The 25,506-nt window shown below is 63.5% G+C and carries 23 protein-coding genes; 16 read left to right on the forward strand and 7 right to left on the reverse strand.

The window, feature by feature from the left end:
- Positions 1-60: 60 nt before the first annotated feature.
- From C6A77_RS09760 to vioA, 7 genes are all read right to left on the reverse strand, one after another.
- Complete coding sequence (locus C6A77_RS09760) at positions 61-3,543, reverse strand: glycosyltransferase (protein WP_114169272.1); 3,483 nt, start codon at positions 3,541-3,543, stop codon at positions 61-63.
- Positions 3,544-3,611: 68 nt separating this feature from the next.
- Positions 3,612-4,592: a hypothetical protein gene (locus C6A77_RS09765; RefSeq protein WP_114169273.1), complete on the reverse strand. Its 981-nt coding sequence runs from the start codon at positions 4,590-4,592 to the stop codon at positions 3,612-3,614.
- The gene (locus tag C6A77_RS09770; RefSeq protein ID WP_178082383.1) at positions 4,585-5,319 is read right to left on the reverse strand and encodes a WbqC family protein; all 735 of its coding nucleotides are present in this window, start codon (positions 5,317-5,319) and stop codon (positions 4,585-4,587) included. The genes C6A77_RS09765 and C6A77_RS09770 overlap by 8 nt, the downstream gene beginning before the upstream one ends.
- Positions 5,319-6,023, reverse strand: a complete 705-nt coding sequence (locus C6A77_RS09775) for a class I SAM-dependent methyltransferase (RefSeq protein WP_114169274.1) — start codon at positions 6,021-6,023, stop codon at positions 5,319-5,321. Before C6A77_RS09775 ends, C6A77_RS09770 begins: the two co-directional genes overlap by 1 nt.
- A complete protein-coding gene (locus tag C6A77_RS09780) occupies positions 6,016-6,777 on the reverse strand; it encodes a TylF/MycF/NovP-related O-methyltransferase (RefSeq protein WP_114169275.1) in 762 nt (253 codons plus the stop codon). Before C6A77_RS09780 ends, C6A77_RS09775 begins: the two co-directional genes overlap by 8 nt.
- Positions 6,774-8,042, reverse strand: coding sequence for an ATP-grasp domain-containing protein (locus C6A77_RS09785; protein ID WP_114169276.1), 1,269 nt, complete (start codon positions 8,040-8,042; stop codon positions 6,774-6,776). The genes C6A77_RS09780 and C6A77_RS09785 overlap by 4 nt, the downstream gene beginning before the upstream one ends.
- A gap of 3 nt (positions 8,043-8,045) precedes the next feature.
- Complete coding sequence (gene vioA / locus C6A77_RS09790; protein WP_114169277.1) at positions 8,046-9,164, reverse strand: dTDP-4-amino-4,6-dideoxy-D-glucose aminotransferase VioA; 1,119 nt, start codon at positions 9,162-9,164, stop codon at positions 8,046-8,048.
- Positions 9,165-9,471: 307 nt separating this feature from the next.
- Here vioA and C6A77_RS09795 point away from each other — a divergent pair, with 307 nt between their 5' ends.
- The 16 genes from C6A77_RS09795 to C6A77_RS09875 all read left to right on the forward strand — a co-directional run bounded on the left by C6A77_RS09795 (position 9,472) and on the right by C6A77_RS09875 (position 25,502).
- Positions 9,472-10,407, forward strand: coding sequence for a ketoacyl-ACP synthase III (locus C6A77_RS09795; protein WP_114169278.1), 936 nt, complete (start codon positions 9,472-9,474; stop codon positions 10,405-10,407).
- A gap of 246 nt (positions 10,408-10,653) precedes the next feature.
- Complete coding sequence (locus tag C6A77_RS09800) at positions 10,654-11,502, forward strand: flagellin domain-containing protein (RefSeq protein WP_114169279.1); 849 nt, start codon at positions 10,654-10,656, stop codon at positions 11,500-11,502.
- Between the two features lie 69 nt (positions 11,503-11,571).
- Positions 11,572-11,931, forward strand: a complete 360-nt coding sequence (locus tag C6A77_RS09805; protein WP_114169280.1) for a flagellar protein FlaG — start codon at positions 11,572-11,574, stop codon at positions 11,929-11,931.
- A gap of 77 nt (positions 11,932-12,008) precedes the next feature.
- On the forward strand, positions 12,009-13,424 hold the full coding sequence (fliD, locus tag C6A77_RS09810; protein WP_114169281.1) for a flagellar filament capping protein FliD: 1,416 nt from the start codon (positions 12,009-12,011) through the stop codon (positions 13,422-13,424).
- 135 nt (positions 13,425-13,559) lie between these two features.
- A complete protein-coding gene (fliS, locus tag C6A77_RS09815) occupies positions 13,560-13,955 on the forward strand; it encodes a flagellar export chaperone FliS (protein WP_114169282.1) in 396 nt (131 codons plus the stop codon).
- A 14-nt stretch (positions 13,956-13,969) separates the two neighbouring features.
- The gene (locus C6A77_RS09820) at positions 13,970-14,266 is read left to right on the forward strand and encodes a flagellar protein FliT (RefSeq protein ID WP_114169283.1); all 297 of its coding nucleotides are present in this window, start codon (positions 13,970-13,972) and stop codon (positions 14,264-14,266) included.
- A 165-nt stretch (positions 14,267-14,431) separates the two neighbouring features.
- Positions 14,432-15,907 (forward strand): transcriptional regulator FleQ, encoded by a 1,476-nt coding sequence (gene fleQ, locus C6A77_RS09825; RefSeq protein ID WP_114169284.1) that lies wholly within the window; start codon positions 14,432-14,434, stop codon positions 15,905-15,907.
- Positions 15,908-16,281: 374 nt separating this feature from the next.
- Positions 16,282-17,499 (forward strand): ATP-binding protein, encoded by a 1,218-nt coding sequence (locus C6A77_RS09830; protein ID WP_114169285.1) that lies wholly within the window; start codon positions 16,282-16,284, stop codon positions 17,497-17,499.
- Positions 17,499-18,854 carry a sigma-54 dependent transcriptional regulator gene (locus C6A77_RS09835; protein ID WP_114169286.1) on the forward strand — a complete coding sequence of 452 codons (1,356 nt, stop codon included), beginning with the start codon at positions 17,499-17,501 and terminating at the stop codon, positions 18,852-18,854. Before C6A77_RS09830 ends, C6A77_RS09835 begins: the two co-directional genes overlap by 1 nt.
- Positions 18,855-19,074: 220 nt before the next feature.
- Positions 19,075-19,407, forward strand: coding sequence for a flagellar hook-basal body complex protein FliE (gene fliE, locus C6A77_RS09845; RefSeq protein ID WP_013973606.1), 333 nt, complete (start codon positions 19,075-19,077; stop codon positions 19,405-19,407).
- A gap of 15 nt (positions 19,408-19,422) precedes the next feature.
- Positions 19,423-21,201, forward strand: coding sequence for a flagellar basal-body MS-ring/collar protein FliF (fliF, locus tag C6A77_RS09850; protein ID WP_114169287.1), 1,779 nt, complete (start codon positions 19,423-19,425; stop codon positions 21,199-21,201).
- On the forward strand, positions 21,194-22,213 hold the full coding sequence (gene fliG / locus C6A77_RS09855) for a flagellar motor switch protein FliG (RefSeq protein WP_114169288.1): 1,020 nt from the start codon (positions 21,194-21,196) through the stop codon (positions 22,211-22,213). The genes fliF and fliG overlap by 8 nt, the downstream gene beginning before the upstream one ends.
- A gap of 162 nt (positions 22,214-22,375) precedes the next feature.
- On the forward strand, positions 22,376-23,164 hold the full coding sequence (gene fliH / locus C6A77_RS09860; RefSeq protein ID WP_114169289.1) for a flagellar assembly protein FliH: 789 nt from the start codon (positions 22,376-22,378) through the stop codon (positions 23,162-23,164).
- Positions 23,154-24,512, forward strand: coding sequence for a flagellar protein export ATPase FliI (fliI, locus tag C6A77_RS09865; RefSeq protein WP_114169290.1), 1,359 nt, complete (start codon positions 23,154-23,156; stop codon positions 24,510-24,512). The genes fliH and fliI overlap by 11 nt, the downstream gene beginning before the upstream one ends.
- 6 nt (positions 24,513-24,518) lie before the next feature.
- On the forward strand, positions 24,519-24,971 hold the full coding sequence (gene fliJ, locus C6A77_RS09870) for a flagellar export protein FliJ (RefSeq protein WP_114169291.1): 453 nt from the start codon (positions 24,519-24,521) through the stop codon (positions 24,969-24,971).
- Between the two features lie 225 nt (positions 24,972-25,196).
- Positions 25,197-25,502, forward strand: coding sequence for an STAS domain-containing protein (locus C6A77_RS09875; RefSeq protein ID WP_114169292.1), 306 nt, complete (start codon positions 25,197-25,199; stop codon positions 25,500-25,502).
- Positions 25,503-25,506: the final 4 nt, after the last annotated feature.

The raw sequence follows: 25,506 nt of genomic DNA on the forward strand, positions 1-25,506 counted from the left end.
GAATGGCAGCCACTCCCCGGCGTTACGCCGGGGATGGGCTGCGTTGCATGTGCACACGCCTCAAGCAGGTGTCCAGGCGGCGAGGCAAGTTTCGCGGTAGTCGGCATCGATGAAACCTGAGGCCTCTGCCTTGCTGCGCAGCGCTTGACCCTGCATGCGCACGCTATCGGCAGACGCGAGGCAGCTGTCCAGAGCCTGCAACCACTGGGCGGGCGTGTCGTCGACCAGCATCATCGGCCATTCTGCGAAGCGTGCCTGGCGGTCATTGCTGATGACGGCATAACCGCATGCGGCATAGCGCATTGGCGCAAGGCAGTCGCCGGTATTTCCCGCCATGCTTGCCGGATGCAGTGCAATGTTCAGGCCCAGGCCGGAAAGCACCTCGGGCGTTGAGCCGAGGTCACGGCAGTAGACTTCCGTGGCCAGCGCCGCAAGGTGTGCCGGCACCTCTCCCCACAACACCCAGTCAGCCTGATCGGCACGCGCGCGCAGCAGCGGATCGATGATCGGCAGGGTCTCGACACTCAGCTGGCAGCCGATGCGCGGCGTGGCGTTCGCCGTGACGGCTGGCGGCAGTGCCTGCCAGTTCGTGCCCAGTCGGGATTCCCTGACGCGGATGTCGCCATGCAGCCCGTCCAGCGCTGCGGCCAACTCTGCGCTGGCGACAACCACCCGGTCGACGCAGGCGATGGCCTCATGCAGCAGCCCCCAAGCCCGCTCGCCAACGGGCAGGCCAACCACCTCGAGTACCTTGAAGGCTTGGCTGAGCTGATAGTGCTGTGCCATGGCCTGAATGCGCAGCGGGTCGGCGATGTGCTGGAAAATGATCACATCGGGTTGCAAGCGATTGAGCTCCACCGGCGTGAGCATGGCGTTGCTCGTGTAACCATCCACCTGTGCGTGTTCCAGCAGTTGCTGGAAGGGCGCCGTGCAGCGCTCGGCGTGTTCCCGGTCAGGATGAACCAGCACCACCGGCAGCGGGCGCCAGTTCAACGGGCGCCAGGTCAGGCCATGCAGGGCTGGCAGTTCATGACCGCGGCCGCGCAGCGACAGGTTCTTGTTGTAGGCGGGGTCGCGGGTCAGGGCGTCGAGCCATTTGCTGTAGAGGTTCTGCTCATCCTGGCGGGCGCGTTGCTGCTGGGCCGCAGCACGCATTACCGTGCCCCAGCCTTTGCCTTGCTCGTTGGCCACCAGCGCGTGAGCGGCCCAGACGTTCAGCAGGCCCTCGGCAGACACCCGCAGGCACAGGTCGATGTCGGCGTGGCGCAACGCGAATGCCTCTTCGTCCAGCCCGCCCAGCCCCAGGTACAGCTCACGGCGGATCATCAGGCAGGCGCCGCTGATGGCGCTGACGTCACGGTCCACGCGCAAGCATTGCAGGTAACCGGCTTCGCTGTTTGGCAACCCGGCAGCCGGGCTCGCTGCTGTGCCACCGAGGCCCAGCACCCAGCCCGCATGGGCGATACTGCCGTTGATATCCAGTTGCTTTGCACCGACCACACCCACCTCAGGTCGCTGGGCGTGGTTGAGCAGGCGCTGGAGCCAATCCTCCTGGAAAATCACGGTGTCGTTGTCGAGCAGCACGAGGAAGTCGCCGACCGCTTGAGCGGCCGCCTGGTTATACAGGGCACTCAGGTTCAATGGGCGCTCGTCGCGCAGCACTTTGATCATGCCTTCACCGGCGACTACCAGTTGTTCCAGCCACTCCAGCAAGGCCGGGTCGCTGCTGGCGTGATCGACCAGCAGCAGCTCGAAGAACGTATAGCTGGTTTTGGCCAACACGCTTTCGACACAGCGCTGCACCAGTTCCAACTGATCGTGCACCGGGATCACGATGGATACCGAAGGCTGCTGCTGATGGCCGTAGTCGATCTGGTAATGCCGGGCCGGCTCCTCGCGTACCTGTGCGTGGGTATAGCCACGCACCGACAGGTGGCGTTCGATGACCGCCAGTTCGTCGGGGTTGCTGGCCATGTCCGGGCTGTTGCAGATCACCAGCGGTTCGTCCAGATGGCCGATGCCGTCCAGGCCATCGGCTTCGATCAGGCGCAGGATCATGCCCAGCTCGAGTGCCCCTTGGCATTGCGGGTCGAAACCGCCGGCAGCCAGCACCAGCTCGCGACGCAGCAACCAGTGACGCGCCATTATCACCGGCAGCGACAACAGGTAATCGAGGTTCATGTCGGGGCGGAAGATCGGGCTCGAGCCTTGTGTGGCGCGGTAATACTCGTCGCAATAGAGCATTCGGCAGGCGTTGGCGCCCGGGAGTTCGAGGTCGACCATCAGGCTGCCGCTGGGCAGGATTTCGTCACCGGCAGCAAGCAGCAGCAACCAGTCGCCGTCGTCCTGCTGGGTGATCTGGTTCAGTATCGCTGCGCCAGGCGTGGCGTTCAGCCAGTGCACGTTGTGCGGCAGATTGGCCTGCGGCGGCTGTTGGCTGACGACGTAGGTACGCAGCCCGAGCGGGCTGTTCGCCGCCCACAGCTGCAGGCTTTCAAGGGTGAAGGCCAAGGCCTGCGCATCGCCTTCGTGGTCGTTGACCACGATGCTCAGGCGGGTCTGGTTGCGCAGTGCCATGCGCCGCTCATCGGCCAAGGCCTGCTGCACCGGGGTCAACATGCGGTTCAACAGCCAGTCGCGCACACCGGGATGTCGATTGGCATCGGCATGGTCGGCGGCGCTGCGCTGAGTGCGTTCGATGAAATGCGCCAGCTGCGGCCAGAACTCATCTTCCATGTGCAGGATGCGTTGACGGGCCAGCCCTACCGATTGCCGCGCCCGTTCGAGGCCGCCCGGCTCTTCGAACATGGCGGAACCGGCATCGCCGATGTGCTCGGTAAACGGCAGGGTCTTCACGTGCCCGCCACTCAGGTAGACCACCGGGCAGCCGCACAGCATCGCCATGGTGCAGGTTGCCGAAATCTCGTAGGAGTACAGCGCTTCTGCGGTCTGGAACAGCTCGGCCAGTTGCGGCAGCGTGCGTGGATTGCTCAGGCTCAGTACCTGGATATCGGGCGGCAGCAGGCTGTAGTCCACCTGGTTGGCGTCGAAGCGATGGAGGTAAAGGTAATTGCCGCGTCGAACCACTGGCTCCGGGCGCGGGGCAAACAGCCTGGAATCGATCATTGGCAGCGTGAGCATGTCTTTCTGGCGCTTGCCTTCGCCGAAGTCGTGGGCGTAGTAGAAGAACAGGTCACTTGCTTGCGCTGCCAGCTGCAGGCCGCTGATGAAGCCGTCGCGGTTGAGCATGTAGCGGACCACGACCGGGCAGTTCAACGGGTTGCCGCTGAGCACTTCCGGGTACACCGCGATCGGCGCTGCCCCCGTGGTCTTGTGCAACTGGATGACGGCATCCGTCAGCACCGGGGTGCGCAGGTTCGGGTTGGTTACCTTGCAGCCGATGACATAGGCTTCCTGGCCGCTGATGTTGAGGGCGTGGCAGAGGTAGTGCATGACGCAGACACCTGACGAGGTGTCGCGGTAATCGGGCGCATAGAGGTAGTAAGGGTTGCTGGTCTTTCCATGCAGCGATGACATCTTCATGTGTATTTCCCGGGTGCGGCCCGCCTGCGTGTGGTGCTCGGCGCCGTGCAAGGTGGATGGTCAGGCCTTCAGGTTGTGGCCAGGAAAGTGCTCACCCGATCGGCGAGCCGTTCCATGTGCGTTGCGTCGTAGCGTTGGTCGATCGGCAGTGGCAGCAGGCAGCTCGCCAGGTGTCTTTCTACGTTCGGGCTGCGCGGCTCGCCGATCACTTCCTGCCAGTAGCAGGGGATGAAAATTCTCTCGGCCAGCAGGCGTTGGCGGATGGCCTGGGCCTGCTCGGGGGTACCCAGGAGCAAGGGGTAGCAGAGCGCTGCGGTCGGCGTGTCGGGCAGGATATGCAGCAGGTTGCGCGCGCCCAGCAACTTCCCCAGCACGCCCAGGTTGGCCATGCGGCGGGCGCTGATCGAGCGGTAATCCAGGCTGTCGAGCAGCCGCCGTGTGCTGTTCGACATGGCGGCGGCAGGGGCGCGATCCAGCTCAGTTTCAACCTTCTGGAACGCCGCGTAATGCTGTTCAGGCGCACCTTCGAGCCGCCCCAGCAGGGCAGCGAAATGCGTCATCGACTGGCTCTGCGGTAACTGCCAGTCGCCGGGCGGGGCGTTGGCCAGCCAACCGCCGTCGGGTACACCGACGAACTTGCGCGGTGAGTAAAGAGTCTTGATGCCGGGTAGCGGCGTGCTGAACAGCCCTTGCGAGTTGTCGACCACCAGCCGCTCACGGTAGTGCGGTGCCAGCACATCGCTGATGTAGCGGTCCTTCAGGCCGAAGTAGTTCACGTACAGCAACAGCTCGCCAGGTTGCAGTGTCGGCAGGTGTTCCAGTTCCAGCTGCAGGTCGATTGCATAGCGAGCCACGTCCACACCAACGGCGTGGGCGGCGTCAGGTACTGCATGGCAAACGTAATGAGGCAGGTGCAGGCGCCGCGTACCGATGTTGCCCAGCAGGGCCTTGAGCGCGGAACGTGCGGAGTTGAAGGCCAATGCCTGCGGATACAGGCTGCAGCCCTGGCGCAATTCCAGCTCGAAGTAGCCGCCAATAGCGTCAGGCATGTATCACCCTCCCGTGTCTGGCCCACTCGCCGACCACTTCGGGCGGGTTGAACATCAGCGCGTCGAGCAGTGACAGACCTGGTACGAAATCATGGCCTTGCTGAGGGTAGGGCGAGAGCTCGGCGTGCAGCAGTTCCAGCTCGATACCGGCCTTGGCGAATTCCCCGGCCTCGTACAGAAAAGCGCCTGCGGCCGGGTTCAGGTAGTGGGTCGCGCCGGTGGCAGCCATCAGCTCGAGCACTCTTGCCTGGCCACTGACGCCTGCCCCAGGGGCAAGGGCGCTGGCAGCGATGATCGGGGTGTCGAGGCCGATCAAGGCACAGCTTGCCCGCAGAACCCTGAGGTTGAGGTCGGCGATGCTGGAGGCCGGCTGCTCCAGCAATTGCGCCAGCCACGGCAGCACCTGCTGCACATACGGGGCTTTGCGGTAGGCGTGCTTGAGCTTTTCAAGCACCTGCGGGTAGTGAAAGCCCTGGCTGATCCGTTTGTCATGAATGGGCAGCGTGTGGCTGCTTTTCTCCAGGGCGATGCCGAACCACTTCGGCTCGCCATCGAGCAGGTAGCGGTTGCGCTCGATCCAGCCGTTCTTGATGAACTGGGCGGTGTCGTAGCTGATGAACAGGTCCGCCGCACCCAGCAGCTGGTAGTAGCCCAGATAAGGCAGGAAGTAGGGCTGCATGAGCACGACCCGCTTGCCTTGCGGCTGGCCCGTGCGAGAGGCGGTCATCAGCACGTGTGGTAAACCCCCAGCCAGGAACTGGTAGCCCCCAGTTGGCCATCGGAAAGCCGCCAGGCGAGGTCGAAGCCTTTGTTCAGCGCACGGGTGAACGGTGAGAGCGGGGTGTCCTGGATATAGAAGGAACGCCACAACCGTGTGCGCCAAGGGTCGCGGAAGAAGTGGATATCCTTGAGCACGATGCGCTCATGTGCGCCGAACGACAGCGGCGAACTGGACTGGCCGAACGCATGCCGGATGCTTTGCGGGTAATAGGGGCGCACGTGAGAAAAATCGTGGAAGAAGCGCTCGCCCAGGACCGGGCTGATCATCACCAGCCGGCCTTGCGGCGCGAGCAGGGCGATCAGGCGGTCGAGCAGGTGCAGCAGTTGGTTGGGGTCCAGGTGTTCGATCAGGTGGCTGAGGAAAATGACGTCGAAACGCTTGCCCAGCGCTTCCAGTTCGGCCTCGTGCAAGGCTTCGAAGCCGGCGGCTTTGGCTTGTTCGATGTACTGCGGGTTGATATCCACGCCGGTGGTTTGTAACCCCAGCTCACGGAACATGCGCAAGTACTTGCCATGGCCCATGCCGTAGTCCAGCACCGAAACAGGTGCTGCGCTGCCAGCTTTCCAGTGCTCGAACAGTTGTTTCACTTTGCGGGTTTCGAGGGTCTGGTAATGGGCCGGGAAGCGTTCGGCATCCAGCAACTCAAACATGGCTCGCCTCGGTCAGCTTGAGCATGACGGCGTGGCCATTGAGGTTGCGCAGCAGGAAGTACTCCGGGTGGTCAGCCAGGTCTTCCACCAGCCTGGCCACGCCTTCGCAGCCCCAGAACCCGTAGTCGTCGAAGACGATGACGCCGTGCCGGTTCAGGCGCGGTGTGACCCATTCGACGATGTCCTTGGCCGATTGGTAGGTGTCCACGTCGATATGGCAGAACGAGAAGCGACGCCCCTCGGCTTCGCGGCCGGTCTGCTCCGGGAAGATCCCTTGCAGCAGGGTAACGCGGTCCTTCAGCTGTTCACCTTCGAGCACCGCGGCCACGCCCTCGAGGCTGGTGTCGGCGTGCTCGCCGCCCTGGTAAAGCGTGTCATTGGCGCCGGCTTTCACTACGCCGCAGAAGGTGTCGCAGAGCAGCAGATGCTTGTTGCTGGCAAGTTGTTCCAGGCGCTTGGCGGCGAGCAGCCCGGTGCCGCCTTTCCATACACCGACTTCGATGACGTCGCCGGCAACGTTGGCGGTTTGCCGAAGCAGGTCCCACAGCTCGTGGCAACGGTAGATGTCGACCAAGGTCATGCCCTGGATGCGTTCGAACACCTGCATGAACGCGGCATCGGCATACCAGGGCGAATAGGTGGCCCGGGAAATGAGTGCCGAATGCGGGAAATCCTTGTCCAGCGGCTCGATCCAGGTGTCTCGCAGGTGGCGCATGACCAGGCGGCGGTTATGGTCGGACTTGACGGTTTTCACGAAAGAAACTCCAGAGCATCAACATCGAAGACGGGTATGGCGCAATGGGTGGCGACATCCAGGCGCTCGGGGAAATGGTTGTCAATGAAGATCGAATGGCCGCGAACGAATTCGGATTTCGCTCGACCGTCAGTGATATGAATGATCTCGTCGAACAGTTCGGCGGCGATGCGCGCCTTGCGCAGGGTGTCGCGTGGGTCGCTCGCGTGGCGGGTGAGCAGGACCAGGCGCTTGCCCTTGCCCTGCATGCGATAGAGGAAGTGCAGTGTCGAAGGTATGGCGCGGCCGTCGCGGATGACGGTTTCGTCGAAGTCGATGTAGACCGTGTCGAAGGCCCAGTCCAGTTGTGCGACGGTGAGGATGCGCCGTTCGATCAGGTTGACCGCAGTTTGCGGCAAGGGGGTGACGCGGCGTTGCAGGTGGTCATGGATAGCCATCAGTGGCAGGTTCACGCCAAGGGCACGCTGGGCCACCATCGACCCGGCCACCCGGCAACTGATTTCCAGTAGCTTCCAGCGTTGCTGGCGGTCGCGCTTGAGCTGGAAAAACCACGGCCCGCGAAGGCGCAGGCGCTTGTTCAGCGTTGCCGCGATGGCCGCTATGGCCGGGTCCGGGGCAGGGAAGGTGCTGCGCATGGAAATACCGGCACGCACCCGTTCGCGGTTGCGCGGCCCCACCCAGCGCAGTTCGTGCTGGAAGTCGCTGAAGCAGTCAACCGTGACTTCTTCGCCGGGAAGGTATTCGACCAGCAGCGGCAGGTGAGTTCGCTCGAGTGCCGCGCGTGCTTCTTGCGCGTCGGCTACCCGCTCGAAACCCTGGCCGCCCTGGCCGAGGTCCGGCTTTACCACTGCAGGCCACTGCTCGACGTCTTCCGGGCTTGCATAGACCGCAGGTACCCAAGGCTGGTCGGCGAACGCTGCGTAGGTCGCTGACTTGCGCCGGGCGAGCGCGCAGGTTTGCGGGTCGCCGTTGACCAGTGCCACGCCGAAGCGCTCGATGCGTTCACTGAGGTAGGCCTGGACGGTGTCATGCGTGGCAAACACCAGGTCGATCTGCCAGTCATCCAGCAGGGCGGCAAATGCCTGATCGAAGCGCTCGTCATCGATGCGCGGCAGGTTGCCGTTGTAGCTGTCGAAAAGCTGGCGGCCATGGTCGTCGACGCTGGAGGCGCCGAACAACCTGACATGGATGGAGTGCATCAGTGCCTGGTGTATCTCTGAAGCATTTTCCGAACCGCAGGGAAATACCAATACATTGACGGCCATTGCTCAGGCACCTTGTCCTTCGATGATGATGGACAGGATGCGATCCTGGGTCGCGACGTCGAGGTCGGGGTAGATCGGCAGGCACAGCACCTGACGCGAGACTTGCTGGGCAATGCGCAGCTTGTCCAGGTTGGCGCTTTCCAGCCCGCGGTACATGGGGAACTCGCAGATCAGCGGGTAGAAATAGCGACGGACCAGAATGTCGACGGCGCGGAAGCGCTCGTACAGTTCGTCGCGGCTGATACCGAAGCGCTCGCCATCGACCATGATCGGGCAGTAGGCGTAGTTCCATTCGACATTGGCCGGCGGGCTCATCAGGCTGATGCCCGGCACCGCTGCCAGGCGATCGCAGTAGCGTTCGTAGATCGTGCGGCGCCGGGCCAGCGCATCATCTATATGGCGCAGCTGCAGCAGGCCGAAGGCTGCCTGCAGTTCATTCATCTTGCCGTTGATGCCCGGTGCTATGACCGTGACCTCGTCGGCGAAACCGAAGTTCTTCAGGTAATCGATGCGCCGCTTGGTCTTCTCGTCCTGGCAGACGATCGCGCCGCCCTCGAACGTGTTGAAGACCTTGGTGGCGTGGAAACTGAGGACCGACACATCGCCATGGTTGAGCAGGCTCTGCCCGCCGAGGCGCACGCCAAACGAATGGGCCGCGTCGTAGATGACCTTCAGGCCATAAGTGTCGGCCACCGCCTGGATGCCCTCCACATCGCAGGGGATGCCATAGCAATGCACCGGCATGATTGCGGTGGTCGCCGGCGTGATGGCCTCTACGATGCGTTGCGGGTCGAGGTTGTTGCTGTGCGGGTCGATATCGACGAACACCGGTTTCAGGCTGTTCCACAGCAGCGAATGGGCGGTGGCGACGAACGAGTACGGCGTGGTGATCACTTCGCCGGTTATGCGCAATGCCTGCAGCGCAGTGACCAGCGCCAGCGTGCCGTTGGAAAACAGCGAGATGTACTTGACCCCAAGGTGCTCAGCCAGCGCTTGCTCCAGTTGCTGGTGAAACTGACCGCAGTTGGTCAGAAACCGGCTTTCCCAGATCTGCTCCAGATAAGGCAGAAAGGACTCCAGGGGCGGCATCAGGGGGCTGGTGACGGTGATAGGCTTGGCCATATGAGACGGTGCTCGCGCTGACTATGGGGCTGCCCCGCTTGACGGCGGATATCCGATAGCGTCGATCGAACCGCTGCCGCGTCAGTTAAACGACAGCGAAGGCATTGATACAGGTCGATTAGCAAGAAACTGGCCAACAGTTCGCCATCAGCATTTGGCGGATTGTCGGTATAGTCGTGACTTGGCAGTCGAAACGTGCATCTTTAATCTATTGAGTCTGTGGGTAGTCCCGTCGGCGCGGAGTGCAGGTTTTGCATTCACGGGCGCGGCACCTGCGAATTTTTGCCATTTCCATCGGGAAGCCACAATGATTGGCATCAAAAGCATCGCCAGTTACGTACCTGTAGAAGGCGTGGATAACTACGCGCAGGGTGCGAAATTCGGCAAGGATCAGGATTTCATCTTCGGCAAGATCGGTTCGACCTTCTTGCCGCGCAAGGATGCGGCCCAGGAAACCTCCGACCTGTGCGTCGAGGCGGCCAGGACGCTGTTCGCTGCCAATCCCTCGCTTGACCCTGCAGCCATCGATGCGCTGATCGTGGTCACACAGAATGGCGATGCCGAAGGCCTGCCGCACACGGCAGCGATCGTCCAGCACAAGCTGGGGCTGTCGACCCAGGTTGCGGCGTTCGATGTTTCCCTGGGCTGCTCCGGCTATGTCTATGGGCTGTATGCCATGAAAGGCTTCATGGAAGCGGCGGGCCTGAAGAACGGCCTGCTGATCACCGCCGACCCGTATTCGAAGATCGTCGACCCCGAGGATCGCAACACCACCATGCTGTTCGGCGACGCCGCCACCGCCACCTGGATGGGCGAGGATGCTGCCTGGCAGCTGGGCAAGTCGCTGTTCGGCAGCGATGGGGCAGGCGCCGAGCACCTGCGCACGACCGACGGCAAGTTCATCATGAATGGCCGCCAGGTCTATAACTTCGCCCTGGTCAAAGTGCCTGCGCACCTGCAGCAGTTGCTCGAGGCCAGCCAGCTGCGCGCCGAAGACATCGACCTGTACTGCCTGCATCAAGGCAGCGCGGCGATCGTCGATGCCGTGTCCGCGCGGTTCGACGAGGGCACGCATAAACAGAAGTTCGTCAAGGACATGGTCGAGACCGGCAATACCGTGTCGTCGAGCATCCCGTTGCTGCTGGAAAAGCACGTGCTCAACTCGTCGCACAAGCGCGTCGCGCTCAGTGGCTTCGGCGTGGGCCTGTCGTGGGGTTCGGCGATCATCGAGCGCAACGGCTGACCGAGCGCCGTGTTGTAAAAAGAAGCGCAGCCCGTCCCCGGCTGCGCTTCTTTCGTTTCCAATGCTGGATTTCTGGCGTCAAACCCTTGATTTCATTGGGGTGGCAGGATGCCAGCAAAAAAAGTGAGAAATCGCCCTAAAGCAAACTGCCCTGACGACGATAAACATTACGAAGGTTCTCTGTGCCACACCCGGCGAATTGCCAAGGCCGGAAGCCGTAGTACCCAATCCAACGAGGAATTCGTCATGGCTTTGACTGTTAACACCAACACCACCTCTCTGGGCGTTCAGAAAAACCTGAACCGTGCTTCCGATGCTCTGAGCACCTCGATGACCCGTCTGTCCTCCGGCCTGAAAATCAACAGCGCCAAAGACGACGCCGCCGGCCTGCAGATCGCTACCCGCATGACCTCGCAGATCCGCGGTCAGACCATGGCTATCAAAAACGCCAACGACGGTATCTCGATCGCCCAGACCGCTGAAGGCGCGATGCAAGAGCAGACCAACATTCTGCAACGTATGCGTGAACTGGCCGTTCAGTCCCGAAACGACTCGAACAGCACCAACGACCGCGTCGCTCTGGACAAAGAGTTCCAGTCGATGGCTTCGGAACTGACCCGTATCGCCAACAGCACCCAGCTGAACGGCAAGAACCTGCTGGACGGTTCGGCTTCGGTCATGACTTTCCAGGTCGGCTCCAACACCGGTGCTTCCAACCAGATCACCATCGACCTGAGCGCCAAGTTCACCGCTTCGGACCTGGGCGTTACTTCCTCGATCAACATCCAGGGTTCCGACACCACCGCCGCCGAAGCCAACTTCAGCGCTGCTGTATCGGCCATCGACGCCGCTCTGCAAACCATCAACAGCAACCGTGCTGACCTGGGTGCCGCGCAGAACCGTCTGACCAGCACCATCAACAACCTGCAAAACATCAACGAAAACGCCGAAGCTGCTCGTGGCCGTGTACAGGACACCGACTTCGCTGCTGAAACTGCCCAGCTGACCAAGCAGCAGACTCTGCAGCAAGCTTCCACCTCGGTTCTGGCCCAGGCCAACCAGCTGCCATCGGCAGTACTGAAGCTGCTGGGCTAATCTGCCTGGTTGCTGGCGGGGAAGTGCTGTTAAGGCACTTCCCCGCCTTTTCATTGCGAGGTGGTGGACATGGACATGAGCGTCAAGCTGAACCTGTCTTATCCGGCCGCACGTCCGGCCGAGCAGGTTGCCGAAAAGCCGGTCGCCCGGTCGACGGAAAGCGTAAAGCCCGAAGACGACAAGAAAGCCCCCGAGGCGCAGCAGGATGCCGACAAGGTCAAGCATGCGGTTTCGGAAATCGAGAAATTCCTCAAGGCGTCGCAACGCAATCTGGAATTTTCAACGGACGAAGAGTCCGGCAAGATCGTAGTCAAAGTCATCGCTACCGACAGTGGTGAACTGATTCGCCAGTTGCCCTCGGAAGAGGCCCTGCGAATCGCTCACAGCCTGAGCGATGTCAAAAGTGTTCTGTTCGACGCCAAGGTATGATGGGCGGCGAACACCAATGAAGTGAAGCATGTCGCCCCGCAGGAGCGGGATGACGCGTTGACGAGAGGGACTACAGCATGGCAAGCCCGATTACTTCCAGTACAGGTCTGGGTTCCGGTCTCAACATTACCGAGATCGTGACTGCGTTGGTCAAGGCCGATACCTCCGCCAAGCAGGCGCAGATCACCCGGCAGACCAGCAACAACACTGCGATGATTTCCGGCATTGGCTCGCTGCGCAGTGCCCTTACCGCGTTCCAGGACGCCATGAAAGCGCTCAACAACAAGGACGCGCCTTCGTTCAACGCCTATGCCGCGACCTCGGCCAACGAGTCGGTGGTCAAGATCAAGTCCAGCAACACCGCCGTGGCGGGCAGCTACGACATCGTGGTCGACAAGCTCGCCACCGGCTCGAAAGTCGCCAGCCAGCAGTTCGCCGGCGGCGCCAGCAGTGCGATCACGGCTGGCAAGCTGACCATCAGCCAGGGCGGCAAGACCTATGATCTGGACGTCGCCAGCGGCGCCACGCTGCAGAGCGTGCGCGACCAGATCAACAAGGAAATGAGCGCCAACGGTATTTCCGCCAACATCATCAACGAAGAAGGCGGCTCGCGCCTGGTGCTCAGCTCGACCACCACCGGTGCCGGCAGCGACATTTCCCTGAGCGGTATCCCCGAGCTGACCATCGATGGCACCACGCAGATGTCCGGCACCGGCGCCGGCTACATCACCGCCAAGGCGCAGGACGCCGAGCTGACCATCGACGGGCTGAAGGTCAAGAGCGCTTCCAACACCCTCGACAGCGCCATCAGCGGCATGACCCTCGAGCTGACCGGGGTCAGCGCCAAGGCCGGCGGGGCCACCGGTACGCCGACCGCGGTCACCGTGGCAGCGGACAACGAAGGCCTGAAGAAGTCGGTGCAGAGCTTTGTCGATGCCTACAACACGCTGCAGAAGGCCATCACCTCGCTGACCTCGACCAGCCGTACCGACGACGACAAGCTGGTGCTCGGCCCGCTCACCAACGACCCGACCACCCGCTCGCTGCTGGGTGACGTGCGCAAGGTGTTGAGCGAGGTCGGTGCCGGCGACCAGTTGACCACCCTGAGCCAGCTGGGCATCAATACCCAGAAAGACGGCACGCTGGAGTTCAACAGCAGCAAGTTCACCTCGGCGATGAACGACAAGAAGCTCGGCCCCGAAGTGCAGGAGCTGTTCACTGGCACCGACGGCATCTTCGAGCGCATGAACAAGGCCATCGACCCGTACAACAAGACCGATGGCAGCTTGGCCACGCGCAAGTCGAACCTCGACAAGGCGGTCTCGGAACTGGCCAGCCAGCAGGCTGCGCTGGACCGCCGCACCGAGTCGCTGACCGAGTCGCTGACCAAGAAGTACGTGGCCCTGGACACCGCCCTGGGCAAGATGAAAGCCCAGGCCGACCAGATCACCTCGATCTTCGAAGCGATCAACGCCCAGGCCAAGAAATCCTGATTGCCTGAGCTTGCCAAAAGCCCGGCGGCGTCCGCGAGACGCCCCGGGCTTTTGGCTTTTCCACCTAAAGTTTTTTGACGTACCGGCGATACAGCGGGTACAAGCAACTTTTTACCGCAGCAACGAGGCAGATCCATGAACCCGATGTTGGCCCTTCGGCAGTATCAGAAAGTCAACGGCGCAGCGCAGACCTCCGAAGCCAGCCCGCACCGCCTGGTGCAGATGCTCATGCAGGGCGGGCTTGATCGCATGGCGCAGGCCAAGGGCGCGATTGCGCGCAACGACATCGCGCAACGGGGCGTTCTCATCGGCAAGGCCATCGACATCATCGGTGGCCTGCGGGAAGGCCTGGACCTGGAAAACCATGCCGACAGCCTGGCCGAGCTGGACAGCCTGTACGTGTACATGAGCCGCCGTCTGATCGAGGCCAACGTCAAGGGTGACCCGGCCATCATCGACGAGGTCGCGCGCCTGTTGATCACCGTGAAGGAAGGTTGGGACGCAATCGGCGATCCGTCGTCGGCTTCCTGATCCAGGAGGATGACATGAACGAAGTAATCACCCGGATCGAGCAGACGCGCGAGCTGCTGCTGACGGCGCTGGCCAACCGCGACTGGGAGGCGGTGGGCGAGCTGGACCTGGAATGCCGCTTGCGGATCGGTGACATGGTGACCGAGGCGAAAGGCAACGAGGCCGATGTGAGTGCCAGCCTGGAGCAGTTGATGGTCGTTTACCGCCAACTAATCGAGGTTGCAAGTGGTGAGCGTCAATCCCTGGTCGACGAAATGACGAAAATCCGACAGGCGAAGAACGCGGCAAAGGTATACCATCTGTTCACCTGACCACAGATCTGCAAAAAGCCAAGCGCCATTAATTTGACTGGCTGGAGTTTTTTGACTTTACTAGTGGCTGTTTTCGAATTTCAGACGTCCGAACACTGACCATTCAGTCGGAATGATGTCGAGCACGCCCTCGGGCGCCGATATGACTAGGGAAGTTGCTATTGCATGTGGCGTGAAACCAAGATTCTGCTGATTGACGACGACAGCGCACGCCGCCGCGACCTGGCGGTGGTGCTCAACTTTCTCGGCGAAGAAAACCTCGCTTGCTCCAGCCAGGACTGGCAGCAAATGGTCGAGCCTTTGTCTTCGAGTCGTGAGGTGCTGTGCGTACTCATCGGCACTGTAAACGCCCCGGGCGGTCTCCTTGGGCTCGTTAAGACAGTGGCTGGGTGGGATGAGTTCCTTCCGGTTCTGCTTTTAGGTGAAAATTCTTCTGCGGAGTTCCCGGAAGACCTTCGCCGCCGAGTGCTTTCCAGCCTGGAAATGCCGCCCAGCTATAGCCAGCTGCTGGATTCCCTGCACCGTGCCCAGGTCTATCGCGAGATGTACGACCAGGCGCGCGAGCGCGGTCGCCAGCGCGAACCCAACCTGTTCCGCAGCCTGGTCGGCACCAGCCGTGCCATCCAGCACGTGCGGCAGATGATGCAGCAGGTCGCCGATACCGACGCCAGCGTGCTGATCCTGGGCGAGTCCGGCACCGGCAAGGAAGTGGTGGCGCGCAACCTGCACTACCATTCCAAGCGCCGCGAAGCGCCGTTCGTGCCGGTCAACTGTGGCGCGATCCCGGCCGAGCTGCTGGAAAGCGAGCTGTTCGGCCACGAGAAGGGTGCCTTCACCGGGGCGATCACCAGCCGTGCCGGGCGTTTCGAGCTGGCCAACGGCGGTACCCTGTTCCTCGACGAAATCGGCGACATGCCGTTGCCGATGCAGGTCAAGCTGCTGCGCGTGCTGCAGGAGCGTACCTTCGAGCGCGTGGGCAGCAACAAGACCCAGAGCATCGATGTACGCATCATCGCCGCGACCCACAAGAACCTCGAGACCATGATCGAGGACGGGACCTTCCGCGAAGACCTGTACTACCGCCTGAACGTGTTCCCGATCGAGATGGCGCCGCTGCGTGAGCGGGTGGAAGACATTCCGCTGCTGATGAACGAGCTGATCTCGCGCATGGAGCACGAGAAGCGCGGCTCGATCCGCTTCAACTCCGCCTCGATCATGTCGCTGTGCCGCCACGGCTGGCCGGGCAACGTGCGCGAATTGGCCAACCTGGTCGAGCGCATGGCGATCATGCACCCGTACGGGGTGATCGGCGTGTCCGAACTGCCGAAGAAATTCCGCTACGTCGATGACGAAGACGAGCAGATGGTCGACAGCCTGCGCAGCGACCTGGAAGAGCGCGTGGCGATCAACGGCCATACGCCGAGTTTCAACAACCACGCCATGCTGCCGCCTGAAGGGCTGGACCTGAAGGATTACCTGGGCAGCCTGGAGCAGGGCCTGATCCAGCAGGCGCTGGACGATGCCAACGGTATCGTGGCGCGCGCGGCTGAACGTTTGCGCATTCGCCGTACCACGCTGGTGGAGAAGATGCGCAAGTACGGCATGAGCCGCCAGGGCGGCGAGGACCAGCCCGAGGACTGAGGCCTGGCGGTCGCCTGCAGCGGCCCTTTCGCGGGTAAACCCGCTCCCACAGGGGGTGGTGCAGCCCTGGCGTACGCGGTGCCTGTGGGGGCAACTGTGTTGCTCAATTTCTAAAAGCCGGCGCGATCCCTGTGGGGGCGGCCATGGCCGCGAACACCGGCGCAGCCGGTGCCATCCTCCGCGTCGCCTGCTTCGCGGGCTTGCCCGCTCCCACAGAGAGCGGTACAGCCCTGGGCCTGCGCGGTACCTGTGGGAGCGGGTTTACCCGCGAAGAGGCCGGCCAGGGCGGCACAAATCCCCATCTCCGGCACGGCTATTGCTACACCGCTGGCAACATACCGTTTTTATGACGGTCAGCCACGCGAGAGAGCACGATGCCCCAGGCCGCCCACCTATCCCGAGCCCCCGATCCGCAGGGGCAAACCCTGGTCGAGCAGGAAAGCCGCCAGGGTGTCGAGCAAGCCTTCGCCCTGTTCAATCAGGTGTCCAGTCAACTGAGCCAGTCCTACAGCCTGCTCGAAGCCCGGGTCAGCGAGCTCAAGGGCGAGCTGGCGGTGGTCAGCGCCCAGCGCATCGATGAACTGAGCGAAAAGGAACGCCTGGCCAACCGCCTGCAGAACCTGCTGGACCTGCTGCCCGGTGGGGTCATCGTCATCGATGGTCAGGGCCTGGTGCATGAAGCCAACCCGGCCGCCTGCGAGTTGCTCGGCGAGCCGTTGATCGGCCAGCTGTGGCGCCAAGTGATCGCCCGCAGCTTCGCCCCGCGCAAGGACGACGGCCACGAAGTCTCGCTGCGTGACGGGCGCCGCCTGTCCATCGCCACCCGCTCGCTGGATGCCGAACCCGGCCAGTTGGTATTGCTCAACGACCTGACCGAAACCCGTCGCCTGCAAGACCAACTGGCGCGCCACGAGCGCCTGTCGTCGCTGGGGCGCATGGTGGCCTCGCTGGCTCATCAGATCCGCACGCCATTGTCGGCGGCCATGCTCTACGCCGGGCACCTGGCCGACCCCGAGCAGGACCTGGGCGCGGAAACCCGCCAGCGCTTTGCCGGCACCCTGAAGGAACGCCTGCACGAGCTGGAGCACCAGGTGCGCGACATGCTGGTGTTCGCCCGTGGCGAGCTGCCGCTGGGCGATCGGGTCACCCCGAAAGCCTTGTTCCAGGCCTTGCAGCAGGCGGCCCAGGCGCATGTGCAAGGGCACGCCGTGCGCTGGCAGTGCGACAGCCACCTGGGTGAGCTGCTGTGCAACCGCGACACCCTGGTCGGCGCCTTGCTCAACCTGATCGAGAACGCCCTGCAGGCCAGCGACGGCCCGGCACGGCTGAAGGTGCACCTGTTCCGCCGCGAGCGCACCCTGCAGCTGTGCGTGAGCGATGCCGGTAGCGGCATCGACGCCGACCTGCTTGGCCGCCTGGGCGAACCGTTCCTGACTACAAAGGCCACCGGCACCGGCCTGGGCCTGGCCGTGGTCAAGGCGGTGGTGCGCGCACACCAGGGCACGCTCAGCCTGCGCTCGAAGCGCGGCCGGGGCACCTGCGTGCGGGTCGAGCTGCCGTTGATCGACGGGCAACTGGCGGAGGGCGCGTGATGGCGATCAAGGTGTTGCTGGTCGAGGATGATCGGGTATTGCGCCAGGCGCTGGGCGACACCCTGGCAATCGGCGGTTTCGCCTACCAGGCGGTGGGCAGTGCCGAAGAGGCGCTGGCAGCGGTAGTGGAAGACGCCTTCAGCCTGGTGGTCAGCGATGTGAACATGCCCGGCATGGACGGGCACCAGCTGCTGGCCCGGCTGCGCCGCCAGCAGCCGCAGTTGCCGGTGTTGCTGATGACCGCGCATGCGGCCGTGGAGCGCGCCGTCGAGGCGATGCGCCAGGGCGCCGTCGATTACCTGGTCAAGCCGTTCGAGCCCAAGGCGCTGCTCGATCTGGTCCAGCGGCATGCCGCCGGGCGGGTGACCGAAGAGCCGGGCCCGGTAGCCTGCGAAGCGGCCAGCCGGCAGTTGCTGGAGTTGGCCGCGCGGGTGGCGCGCAGTGACTCGACCGTGCTGATTTCCGGCGAGTCCGGTACCGGCAAGGAAGTGCTGGCGCGCTACATCCACCAGCAATCGTCACGGGCGGCGCAGCCCTTCGTCGCGATCAACTGCGCGGCCATCCCCGACAACATGCTCGAAGCCACGCTGTTCGGTCACGAGAAAGGCGCCTTCACCGGCGCCATTGCCGCCCAGGCGGGCAAGTTCGAACAGGCCGACGGCGGCACCTTGCTGCTCGACGAGATTTCGGAAATGCCGCTGGCCCTGCAGGCCAAGCTGTTGCGCGTGCTGCAGGAGCGCGAGGTCGAGCGGGTGGGTGGGCGCAAGCCGATCTGCCTGGATATTCGCGTGCTGGCCACCACCAACCGCGACCTGGCCGGCGAAGTGGCGGCCGGGCGCTTCCGTGAAGACCTGTACTATCGCCTGTCGGTGTTCCCCCTGGCCTGGCGCCCGCTGCGCGAACGCCCGGGGGATATCCTGGAGCTGGCCGAGCGCCTGCTGGCGCGCCATGTGGCCAAGATGAAACATGCCCCGGTGCGCCTGTCGCCCGACGCCCGGGCGTGCCTGCTGGGGCATGCCTGGCCGGGCAACGTGCGCGAGCTGGACAACGCCCTGCAGCGGGCGCTGATCCTGCAGCAAGGCGGGGTGATCGAGGCGGCGGATTTTTGTCTGGTCGGCGCCATTCCATTGTCGGCTGGCGCAGAGCCAGCATCGCAGCTGGCTGCTGAAGCCGGCGGGCTGGGTGACGACATGCGTCGCCACGAGTACCAGATGATCATCGACACCCTGCGCGCCGAGCGCGGCCGCCGCAAGGAGGCGGCCGAACGCCTGGGCATCAGCCCGCGCACCCTGCGCTACAAGCTGGCGCAGATGCGTGATGCCGGGTTCGACGTCGAGGCCAGCCTGTTCGGCTGATTGACACTGCATCTGCTTGCGCATGCGGCCCCTGTGGGAGCGGGTTTACCCGCGAACACCGGCGAAGCCGGTGCCATGCACCGTGTCGAATTCTTCGCGGGTAAACCCGCTCCCACAAGGGATGTTGCCAGAACTCTGCAGGCTGGCACCTTTGTTGCTTTAGGTAGGCTATCCGCCGCATCACTGTCAAAAAAATGCGGCCGCAGGAGAGAGAAGGGTCATGAGCCAAGGTGTTGAATTCAATCGTCTGATGTTGGACATGCGGGCCATGCAGGCCGACGCCATGTCGCTGCCCAAGGTGGCTGCTGCTCCCGAGCTTGCGCCAGGGCAGAGTACCTTTGCCGACATGCTCGGCCAGGCCATCGGCAAGGTGCATGAGACGCAGCAGGCTTCGACCCAGCTGGCCAACGCTTTCGAGATTGGCAAGAGCGGTGTCGACCTGACCGACGTGATGATCGCTTCGCAAAAGGCCAGCGTCTCGATGCAGGCCCTGACCCAGGTACGCAACAAGCTGGTCCAGGCGTACCAGGACATCATGCAGATGCCGGTTTGAGGACGGACGTAGACCATGGCTGAAGCAGTCGTCGACAACGCCCCTGTGAAGAGTGGCCCGCCAGCGGCCAAGCCGCCGCTGTTCGGCATGGCGTTTCTGGAAAACATCGCGCAGATGCCCATACTGCGTCAGGTCGGCCTGCTGGTCGGCCTGGCCGCCAGCGTGGCGATCGGCTTTGCCGTGGTCCTGTGGTCGCAACAACCCGACTACCGTCCGCTGTACGGCAGCCTGGCGGGCATGGACACCAAGCAGGTCATGGATACCCTGGCTGCGGCCGACATCCCTTACAACGTCGAGCCCAACTCCGGTGCTCTGCTGGTCAAGGCCGACGACCTCTCCCGTGCGCGCCTGAAGCTGGCCGCTGCCGGCGTGGCGCCAAGCGACGGTAACGTCGGCTTCGAACTGCTCGACAAGGAGCAGGGCCTGGGCACCAGCCAGTTCATGGAAGCCACCCGCTATCGGCGCAGCCTGGAAGGCGAACTGGCACGTACCGTTTCCAGCCTGAACAACGTCAAGGGTGCACGCGTGCACCTGGCCATTCCGAAAAGCTCGGTGTTCGTCCGTGACGAACGCAAGCCCAGCGCCTCGGTGCTGGTCGAGCTGTACCCTGGCCGTGCGCTGGAAGCCGGGCAGGTGATGGCCATCGTCAACCTGGTCGCCACCAGCGTGCCGGAACTGGACAAGTCCCAGGTCACCGTGGTCGACCAGAAGGGCAACCTGCTGTCCGAGCAGATCCAGGACACCGCCCTGAGCCAGGCAGGCAAGCAGTTCGACTACAGCCGCCGGGTGGAAAGCATGCTCACCCAGCGCGTGCACAACATTCTGCAGCCGGTGCTGGGCAATGACCGCTACAAGGCCGAGGTCTCCGCCGACCTCGACTTCAGCGCGGTCGAGTCCACCTCCGAGCAGTTCAACCCTGACCAGCCGGCGCTGCGCAGCGAGCAGTCGGTCGACGAACAACGCGCCAGCAGCCAAGGCCCGCAAGGCGTGCCCGGGGCGCTGAGCAACCAGCCGCCAGGCCCTGCCTCGGCGCCGCAGACCACCGGTGGTGCGGCCACCCCGGCGTCGGCCATTCAGCCGGGCCAGCCGCTGGTGGATGCCAACGGTCAGCAGATCATGGACCCGGCCACCGGCCAGCCCATGCTCGCGCCGTACCCGTCGGACAAGCGCCAGCAAAGCACCAAGAACTTCGAGCTGGACCGTTCCATCAGCCACACCCGCCAGCAGCAGGGGCGCATGACCCGCCTGTCGGTGGCGGTAGTGGTGGATGACCAGGTCAAGATCGACCCGGCCAGCGGCGACGCCACCCGTACCCCGTGGGGCGCCGAAGACCTGGCACGCTTCACCCGCCTGGTGCAGGACGCGGTCGGTTTCGATGCCAGCCGTGGCGACAGCGTGACGGTGATCAACGTGCCATTCGCTGCCGACCGCGGCGAAGAAATCAGCGACATCGCGTTCTATCAGCAGCCGTGGTTCTGGGACATCGTCAAGCAGGTGCTGGGCGTGGTGTTCATCCTGGTGCTGGTGTTCGGTGTGCTGCGGCCGGTGCTGAACAACATTACAGGGGGCGGCAAGCAGGCTGCTTCGGATAGCGACATGGAGCTGGGCGGCATGATCGGTCTGGATGGCGAACTGGCCAACGACCGCGTCAGCCTGGGTGGCCCGACAAGCATTCTGCTGCCTAGCCCGACCGAGGGTTACGAGGCACAGCTCAACGCAATCAAAGGCCTGGTGGCCGAAGACCCGGGCCGGGTTGCCCAGGTCGTGAAAGAGTGGATCAACGCCGATGAGTGATAACCGAGCCGTTACCGCCAAGCTGAGCCGCGTCGACAAGGCGGCGATCCTCCTGCTCTCGCTGGGCGAGACCGATGCGGCCCAGGTGCTGCGGCACATGGGGCCCAAGGAAGTGCAGCGGGTGGGTGTGGCCATGGCGCAGATGGGTAATGTGCACCGTGACCAGGTCGAGCAGGTGATGAGCGAGTTCGTCGAGATCGTCGGCGACCAGACCAGCCTGGGCGTGGGGTCCGATGCCTACATCCGCAAGATGCTCAACCAGGCCCTGGGCGAGGACAAGGCCAACGGCCTGGTCGACCGCATCCTGCTTGGCGGCAACACCAGCGGCCTGGACAGCCTCAAGTGGATGGAGCCGCGTGCCGTGGCCGATGTGATCCGCTACGAACACCCGCAGATCCAGGCGATCGTGGTCGCTTACCTCGACCCCGACCAGGCCGGCGAAGTGCTGAGCAACTTCGACCACAAGGTGCGCCTGGACATCGTCCTGCGCGTGTCGTCGCTCAACACCGTGCAACCGGCGGCGCTGAAGGAGCTGAACCAGATCCTCGAGAAGCAGTTCTCGGGCAACTCCAACGCCGCGCGTACCACCCTGGGTGGTATCAAGCGTGCCGCCGACATCATGAACTTCCTCGACAGCTCGGTGGAAGGCGCACTGATGGACTCTATCCGCGAGATCGACAGCGAACTGTCGGAGCAGATCGAAGACCTGATGTTCGTCTTCAACAACCTGGCCGACGTCGACGACCGTGGTATCCAGGCGCTGCTGCGCGAAGTCTCGTCCGATGTGCTGGTGGTGTCGCTCAAGGGTGCCGACGAGCGGGTCAAGGACAAGGTCTTCAAGAACATGTCCAAGCGCGCTTCGGAACTGCTGCGCGACGACCTGGAAGCCAAGGGGCCGGTACGGGTCAGCGACGTGGAAACGGCGCAGAAGGAAATCCTCACCATCGCCCGGCGCATGGCCGAGGCCGGCGAAATCGTGCTTGGCGGCAAGGGCGCCGAGGAAATGATTTAAGGTACTCGCAATCTGAAGGCCGACGCCGGCCCCTTGTGGGAGCGGGTTTACCCGCGAAGGCGTCGGGCCTTGCGATAGAGGTTGTCGCTGCCGACGCATTCGCGGGTAAACCCGCTCCCACAGGGACCGTGTCGGCTGAACATGGTTTGAGAACATGACAGCATGCCCACCAAAGAACATCACCCCAGCGACCTGATTCGCGCCCACGACCTCGAGGGCGTGGATGTGTGGGCGCTGCCCAGCTTCGACCCTGCGCCTGAACCGGAGCCAGAGCCGGAACCGGAGGTGATCGAGGAAGAAATCGAGGAAGTGCCGCTGGAAGAAGTCCAGCCGCTGACCCTGGAAGAGCTCGAGGCCATCCGCCAGGAGGCCTACAACGAGGGCTTCGCCACCGGTGAGCGCGAGGGCTTCCACAGCACCCAGCTAAAAGTCCGTCAGGAAGCCGAAGAAGCCCTGAAAACCAAGCTGGAAAGCCTCGAGCGGCTGATGGTCAACCTCATGCAGCCCATCGCCGAACAGGACACGCAGATCGAGAAGACCCTGGTTCATCTGGTGGCGCACATGACGCGCCAGGTGATCGGTCGCGAACTGCGCAGTGATTCCAGCCAGATCAGCCAGGTACTGCGCGAAGCGCTCAAGCTGTTGCCCATGGGCGCGGAGAACATCCGCATCCACCTCAACCCGCAGGATTTCGAGCTGGCCAAGGCCCTGCGCGAACGCCATGAGGAAAACTGGCGGCTGCTCGAAGACAGCGCGCTGCTGCCAGGCGGCTGCCGCATCGAGACCGCGCACAGCCGCATCGACGCGAGCATGGAAACCCGCATCGAGAAAGTCGTGGCGCAACTGTTCGACCAGTTGCACGACCACTCGCTGCACCCGGCAGCGCCAGACCTGTCGCTAGACCTGGCCAGCCCGCCAGCGCGCGCCGTGGATAGCCAAGATGCACCTTGAACGCACCAGTTTCGGCAAGCGCCTGGGCAGTTATGCCGAGGCCATCGAGCTGCCGGCGCAACCCGTCGTCGAAGGCCGCCTGCTGCGCATGGTCGGCCTCACCCTGGAGGCCGAAGGCCTGCGCGCGGCAGTCGGCAGCCGCTGCCTGGTGATCAACGACGACAGCTACCACCCGGTGCAGGTCGAAGCCGAAGTCATGGGTTTTGCCGGGCCCAAGGTGTTTCTCATGCCGGTCGGCAGCCTGGTCGGCATCGCCCCCGGCGCGCGGGTGGTGCCGCTGGATGACGGTGGCCGCCTGCCGATGGGCATGAGCATGCTCGGCCGGGTGCTCGACGGCGCCGGCCGCGCGCTGGATGGCAAGGGCGGGATGAAGGCCGAGGACTGGGTGCCGATGGACGGCCCGGTGATCAACCCGCTCAACCGCGACCCGATCAGCAAGCCGCTGGATGTGGGCATCCGCAGCATCAATGGCCTGCTCACCGTCGGCCGTGGCCAGCGCCTGGGGCTGTTCGCCGGTACCGGCGTGGGCAAATCGGTGTTGCTGGGCATGATGACCCGCTTCACCGAAGCCGAGATCATCGTGGTCGGCCTGATCGGTGAGCGGGGCCGCGAGGTGAAGGAATTCATCGAGCACATTCTCGGTGAAGAGGGCCTCAAACGCTCGGTGGTGGTCGCTTCGCCCGCCGACGATGCGCCGCTGATGCGCTTGCGCGCCGCGATGTACTGCACGCGAATTGCCGAGTACTTCCGCGACAAGGGCAAGAACGTGCTGTTGCTGATGGACTCGCTGACCCGTTTCGCCCAGGCCCAGCGGGAAATCGCCCTGGCCATCGGCGAGCCGCCGGCCACCCGCGGTTACCCGCCGTCGGTGTTCGCCAAGCTGCCCAAGCTGGTGGAGCGGGCCGGTAACGGTGAGCCGGGTGGTGGCTCGATCACCGCGTTCTATACCGTGTTGTCCGAAGGTGACGACCAGCAGGACCCGATTGCCGACTCGGCGCGTGGCGTGCTCGACGGCCACTTCGTGCTGTCGCGACGGCTGGCCGAAGAAGGCCATTACCCGGCCATCGACATCGAGGCGTCGATCAGCCGGGTGATGCCGCAAGTGGTCGATGCCGATCACCTGCGCCAGGCGCAGAAGTTCAAGCAGCTATGGTCGCGCCTGTCGCAAAGCCGCGACCTGATCAGCGTGGGCGCCTACGTGGCGGGGGGCGACCCGGAAACCGACCTGGCCATCGCCCTGCAATCGAAGCTGGTGGATTTTTTGCGCCAGGGCCTGAGCGAGAAGGTCGGCATGGCGCAGAGCCGCGAACAGCTGGGGTCGATCTTCGCGCCCCCGGCGGGCGGTTGATAGGCCATGGCGCAGCCCGGACGCGCCGCGCGCCTGGCGCCGGTGGTGGACATGGCCGAGCAGGCCGAGCGCAAGGCCGCCGAACGCCTGGGGCATTTCCAGCAGCAGGTGGCCATGGCCCAGGCCAAGCTGGCCGAGCTGGAGCGCTTTCGTGAGGATTACCAGCTGCAGTGGATCAACCGTGGCGGGCAGGGCGTCAATGGCAGCTGGCTGGTCAATTACCAACGCTTTCTCGGCCAGCTGGAAACAGCCATGACCCAGCAGCGCCAGAGCCTGGTCTGGCACCAGAACAACCTCAACAACGCCCGTGGTATCTGGCAGCAGGCCTATGCCCGGGTGGAAGGCTTGCGCAAGCTGGTGCAGCGCTACCTGGACGAAGCCCGGCGCGCCGAGGACAAGCGCGAACAGCGTTTGCTCGACGAACTGTCGCAGCGCCTGCCGCGGCAGAATCACCTATAACCTGCACTGGCCTCTTCGCGGGTAAACCCGCTCCCACAGGTACTGCACAGGGCCCAAGCCTTATGCGGTACCTGTGGGAGCTGGCTTGCCGGCGATAGGTCCAGGACAGGCAGCACAAGACAGTTGCTCCAACATGCAACGCGGGAGCCGTGTGCTTGCCACCAATGGCATCGCCTGCTAAACCTTTAAGGAGTTGCATTCGCCATCATCGAAGGAATCGCTAGCATGGCAGTCGAGACTGATTTTTCACAGGATGGAAAAAAGCTGACGATCAAGATCAAGGGGCGCTTCGATTTCGGCAAGCATCAGGAATTTCGTGACGCCTACGAACGCCAGCCGTGTCGGCCTGATTCGGTGGTCGTCGACCTGAAGGACACCACCTACCTCGACAGTTCCGCACTCGGCATGCTGCTGATGTTGCGCGATCACGCCGGCGGCGACGAGTCGGACGTGCGGGTGGTGCATACCAGCTCCGATGTGCGCAAGATCCTCGCCATTTCCAATTTCGAAAAACTCTTCGATATCAGTTGAGCGC

This window comes from Pseudomonas sp. AFG_SD02_1510_Pfu_092, assembly GCF_003331055.1.
Classification (GTDB): domain Bacteria; phylum Pseudomonadota; class Gammaproteobacteria; order Pseudomonadales; family Pseudomonadaceae; genus Aquipseudomonas.

Excerpts from the sequence above, each read along its gene's own strand:
- C6A77_RS09775 (WP_114169274.1), bottom strand. The coding sequence starts at position 6,023 with ATGTTTGAGTTGCTGGATGCCGAACGCTTCCCGGCCCATTACCAGACC.
- vioA (WP_114169277.1), bottom strand. The coding sequence starts at position 9,164 with ATGGCCAAGCCTATCACCGTCACCAGCCCCCTGATGCCGCCCCTGGAG.
- C6A77_RS09795 (WP_114169278.1), top strand. The coding sequence starts at position 9,472 with ATGATTGGCATCAAAAGCATCGCCAGTTACGTACCTGTAGAAGGCGTG.
- fliH (WP_114169289.1), top strand. The coding sequence starts at position 22,376 with ATGCCCACCAAAGAACATCACCCCAGCGACCTGATTCGCGCCCACGAC.
- C6A77_RS09760 (WP_114169272.1), bottom strand. The coding sequence starts at position 3,543 with ATGAAGATGTCATCGCTGCATGGAAAGACCAGCAACCCTTACTACCTC.
- fliE (WP_013973606.1), top strand. The coding sequence starts at position 19,075 with ATGAGCCAAGGTGTTGAATTCAATCGTCTGATGTTGGACATGCGGGCC.
- fliF (WP_114169287.1), top strand. The coding sequence starts at position 19,423 with ATGGCTGAAGCAGTCGTCGACAACGCCCCTGTGAAGAGTGGCCCGCCA.
- fleQ (WP_114169284.1), top strand. The coding sequence starts at position 14,432 with ATGTGGCGTGAAACCAAGATTCTGCTGATTGACGACGACAGCGCACGC.
- C6A77_RS09875 (WP_114169292.1), top strand. The coding sequence starts at position 25,197 with ATGGCAGTCGAGACTGATTTTTCACAGGATGGAAAAAAGCTGACGATC.
- C6A77_RS09820 (WP_114169283.1), top strand. The coding sequence starts at position 13,970 with ATGAACGAAGTAATCACCCGGATCGAGCAGACGCGCGAGCTGCTGCTG.
- C6A77_RS09835 (WP_114169286.1), top strand. The coding sequence starts at position 17,499 with ATGGCGATCAAGGTGTTGCTGGTCGAGGATGATCGGGTATTGCGCCAG.
- fliI (WP_114169290.1), top strand. The coding sequence starts at position 23,154 with ATGCACCTTGAACGCACCAGTTTCGGCAAGCGCCTGGGCAGTTATGCC.
- C6A77_RS09770 (WP_178082383.1), bottom strand. The coding sequence starts at position 5,319 with ATGACCGCCTCTCGCACGGGCCAGCCGCAAGGCAAGCGGGTCGTGCTC.
- C6A77_RS09830 (WP_114169285.1), top strand. The coding sequence starts at position 16,282 with ATGCCCCAGGCCGCCCACCTATCCCGAGCCCCCGATCCGCAGGGGCAA.
- fliD (WP_114169281.1), top strand. The coding sequence starts at position 12,009 with ATGGCAAGCCCGATTACTTCCAGTACAGGTCTGGGTTCCGGTCTCAAC.
- C6A77_RS09765 (WP_114169273.1), bottom strand. The coding sequence starts at position 4,592 with ATGCCTGACGCTATTGGCGGCTACTTCGAGCTGGAATTGCGCCAGGGC.
- fliJ (WP_114169291.1), top strand. The coding sequence starts at position 24,519 with ATGGCGCAGCCCGGACGCGCCGCGCGCCTGGCGCCGGTGGTGGACATG.
- fliG (WP_114169288.1), top strand. The coding sequence starts at position 21,194 with ATGAGTGATAACCGAGCCGTTACCGCCAAGCTGAGCCGCGTCGACAAG.
- fliS (WP_114169282.1), top strand. The coding sequence starts at position 13,560 with ATGAACCCGATGTTGGCCCTTCGGCAGTATCAGAAAGTCAACGGCGCA.
- C6A77_RS09800 (WP_114169279.1), top strand. The coding sequence starts at position 10,654 with ATGGCTTTGACTGTTAACACCAACACCACCTCTCTGGGCGTTCAGAAA.
- C6A77_RS09785 (WP_114169276.1), bottom strand. The coding sequence starts at position 8,042 with ATGGCCGTCAATGTATTGGTATTTCCCTGCGGTTCGGAAAATGCTTCA.
- C6A77_RS09805 (WP_114169280.1), top strand. The coding sequence starts at position 11,572 with ATGGACATGAGCGTCAAGCTGAACCTGTCTTATCCGGCCGCACGTCCG.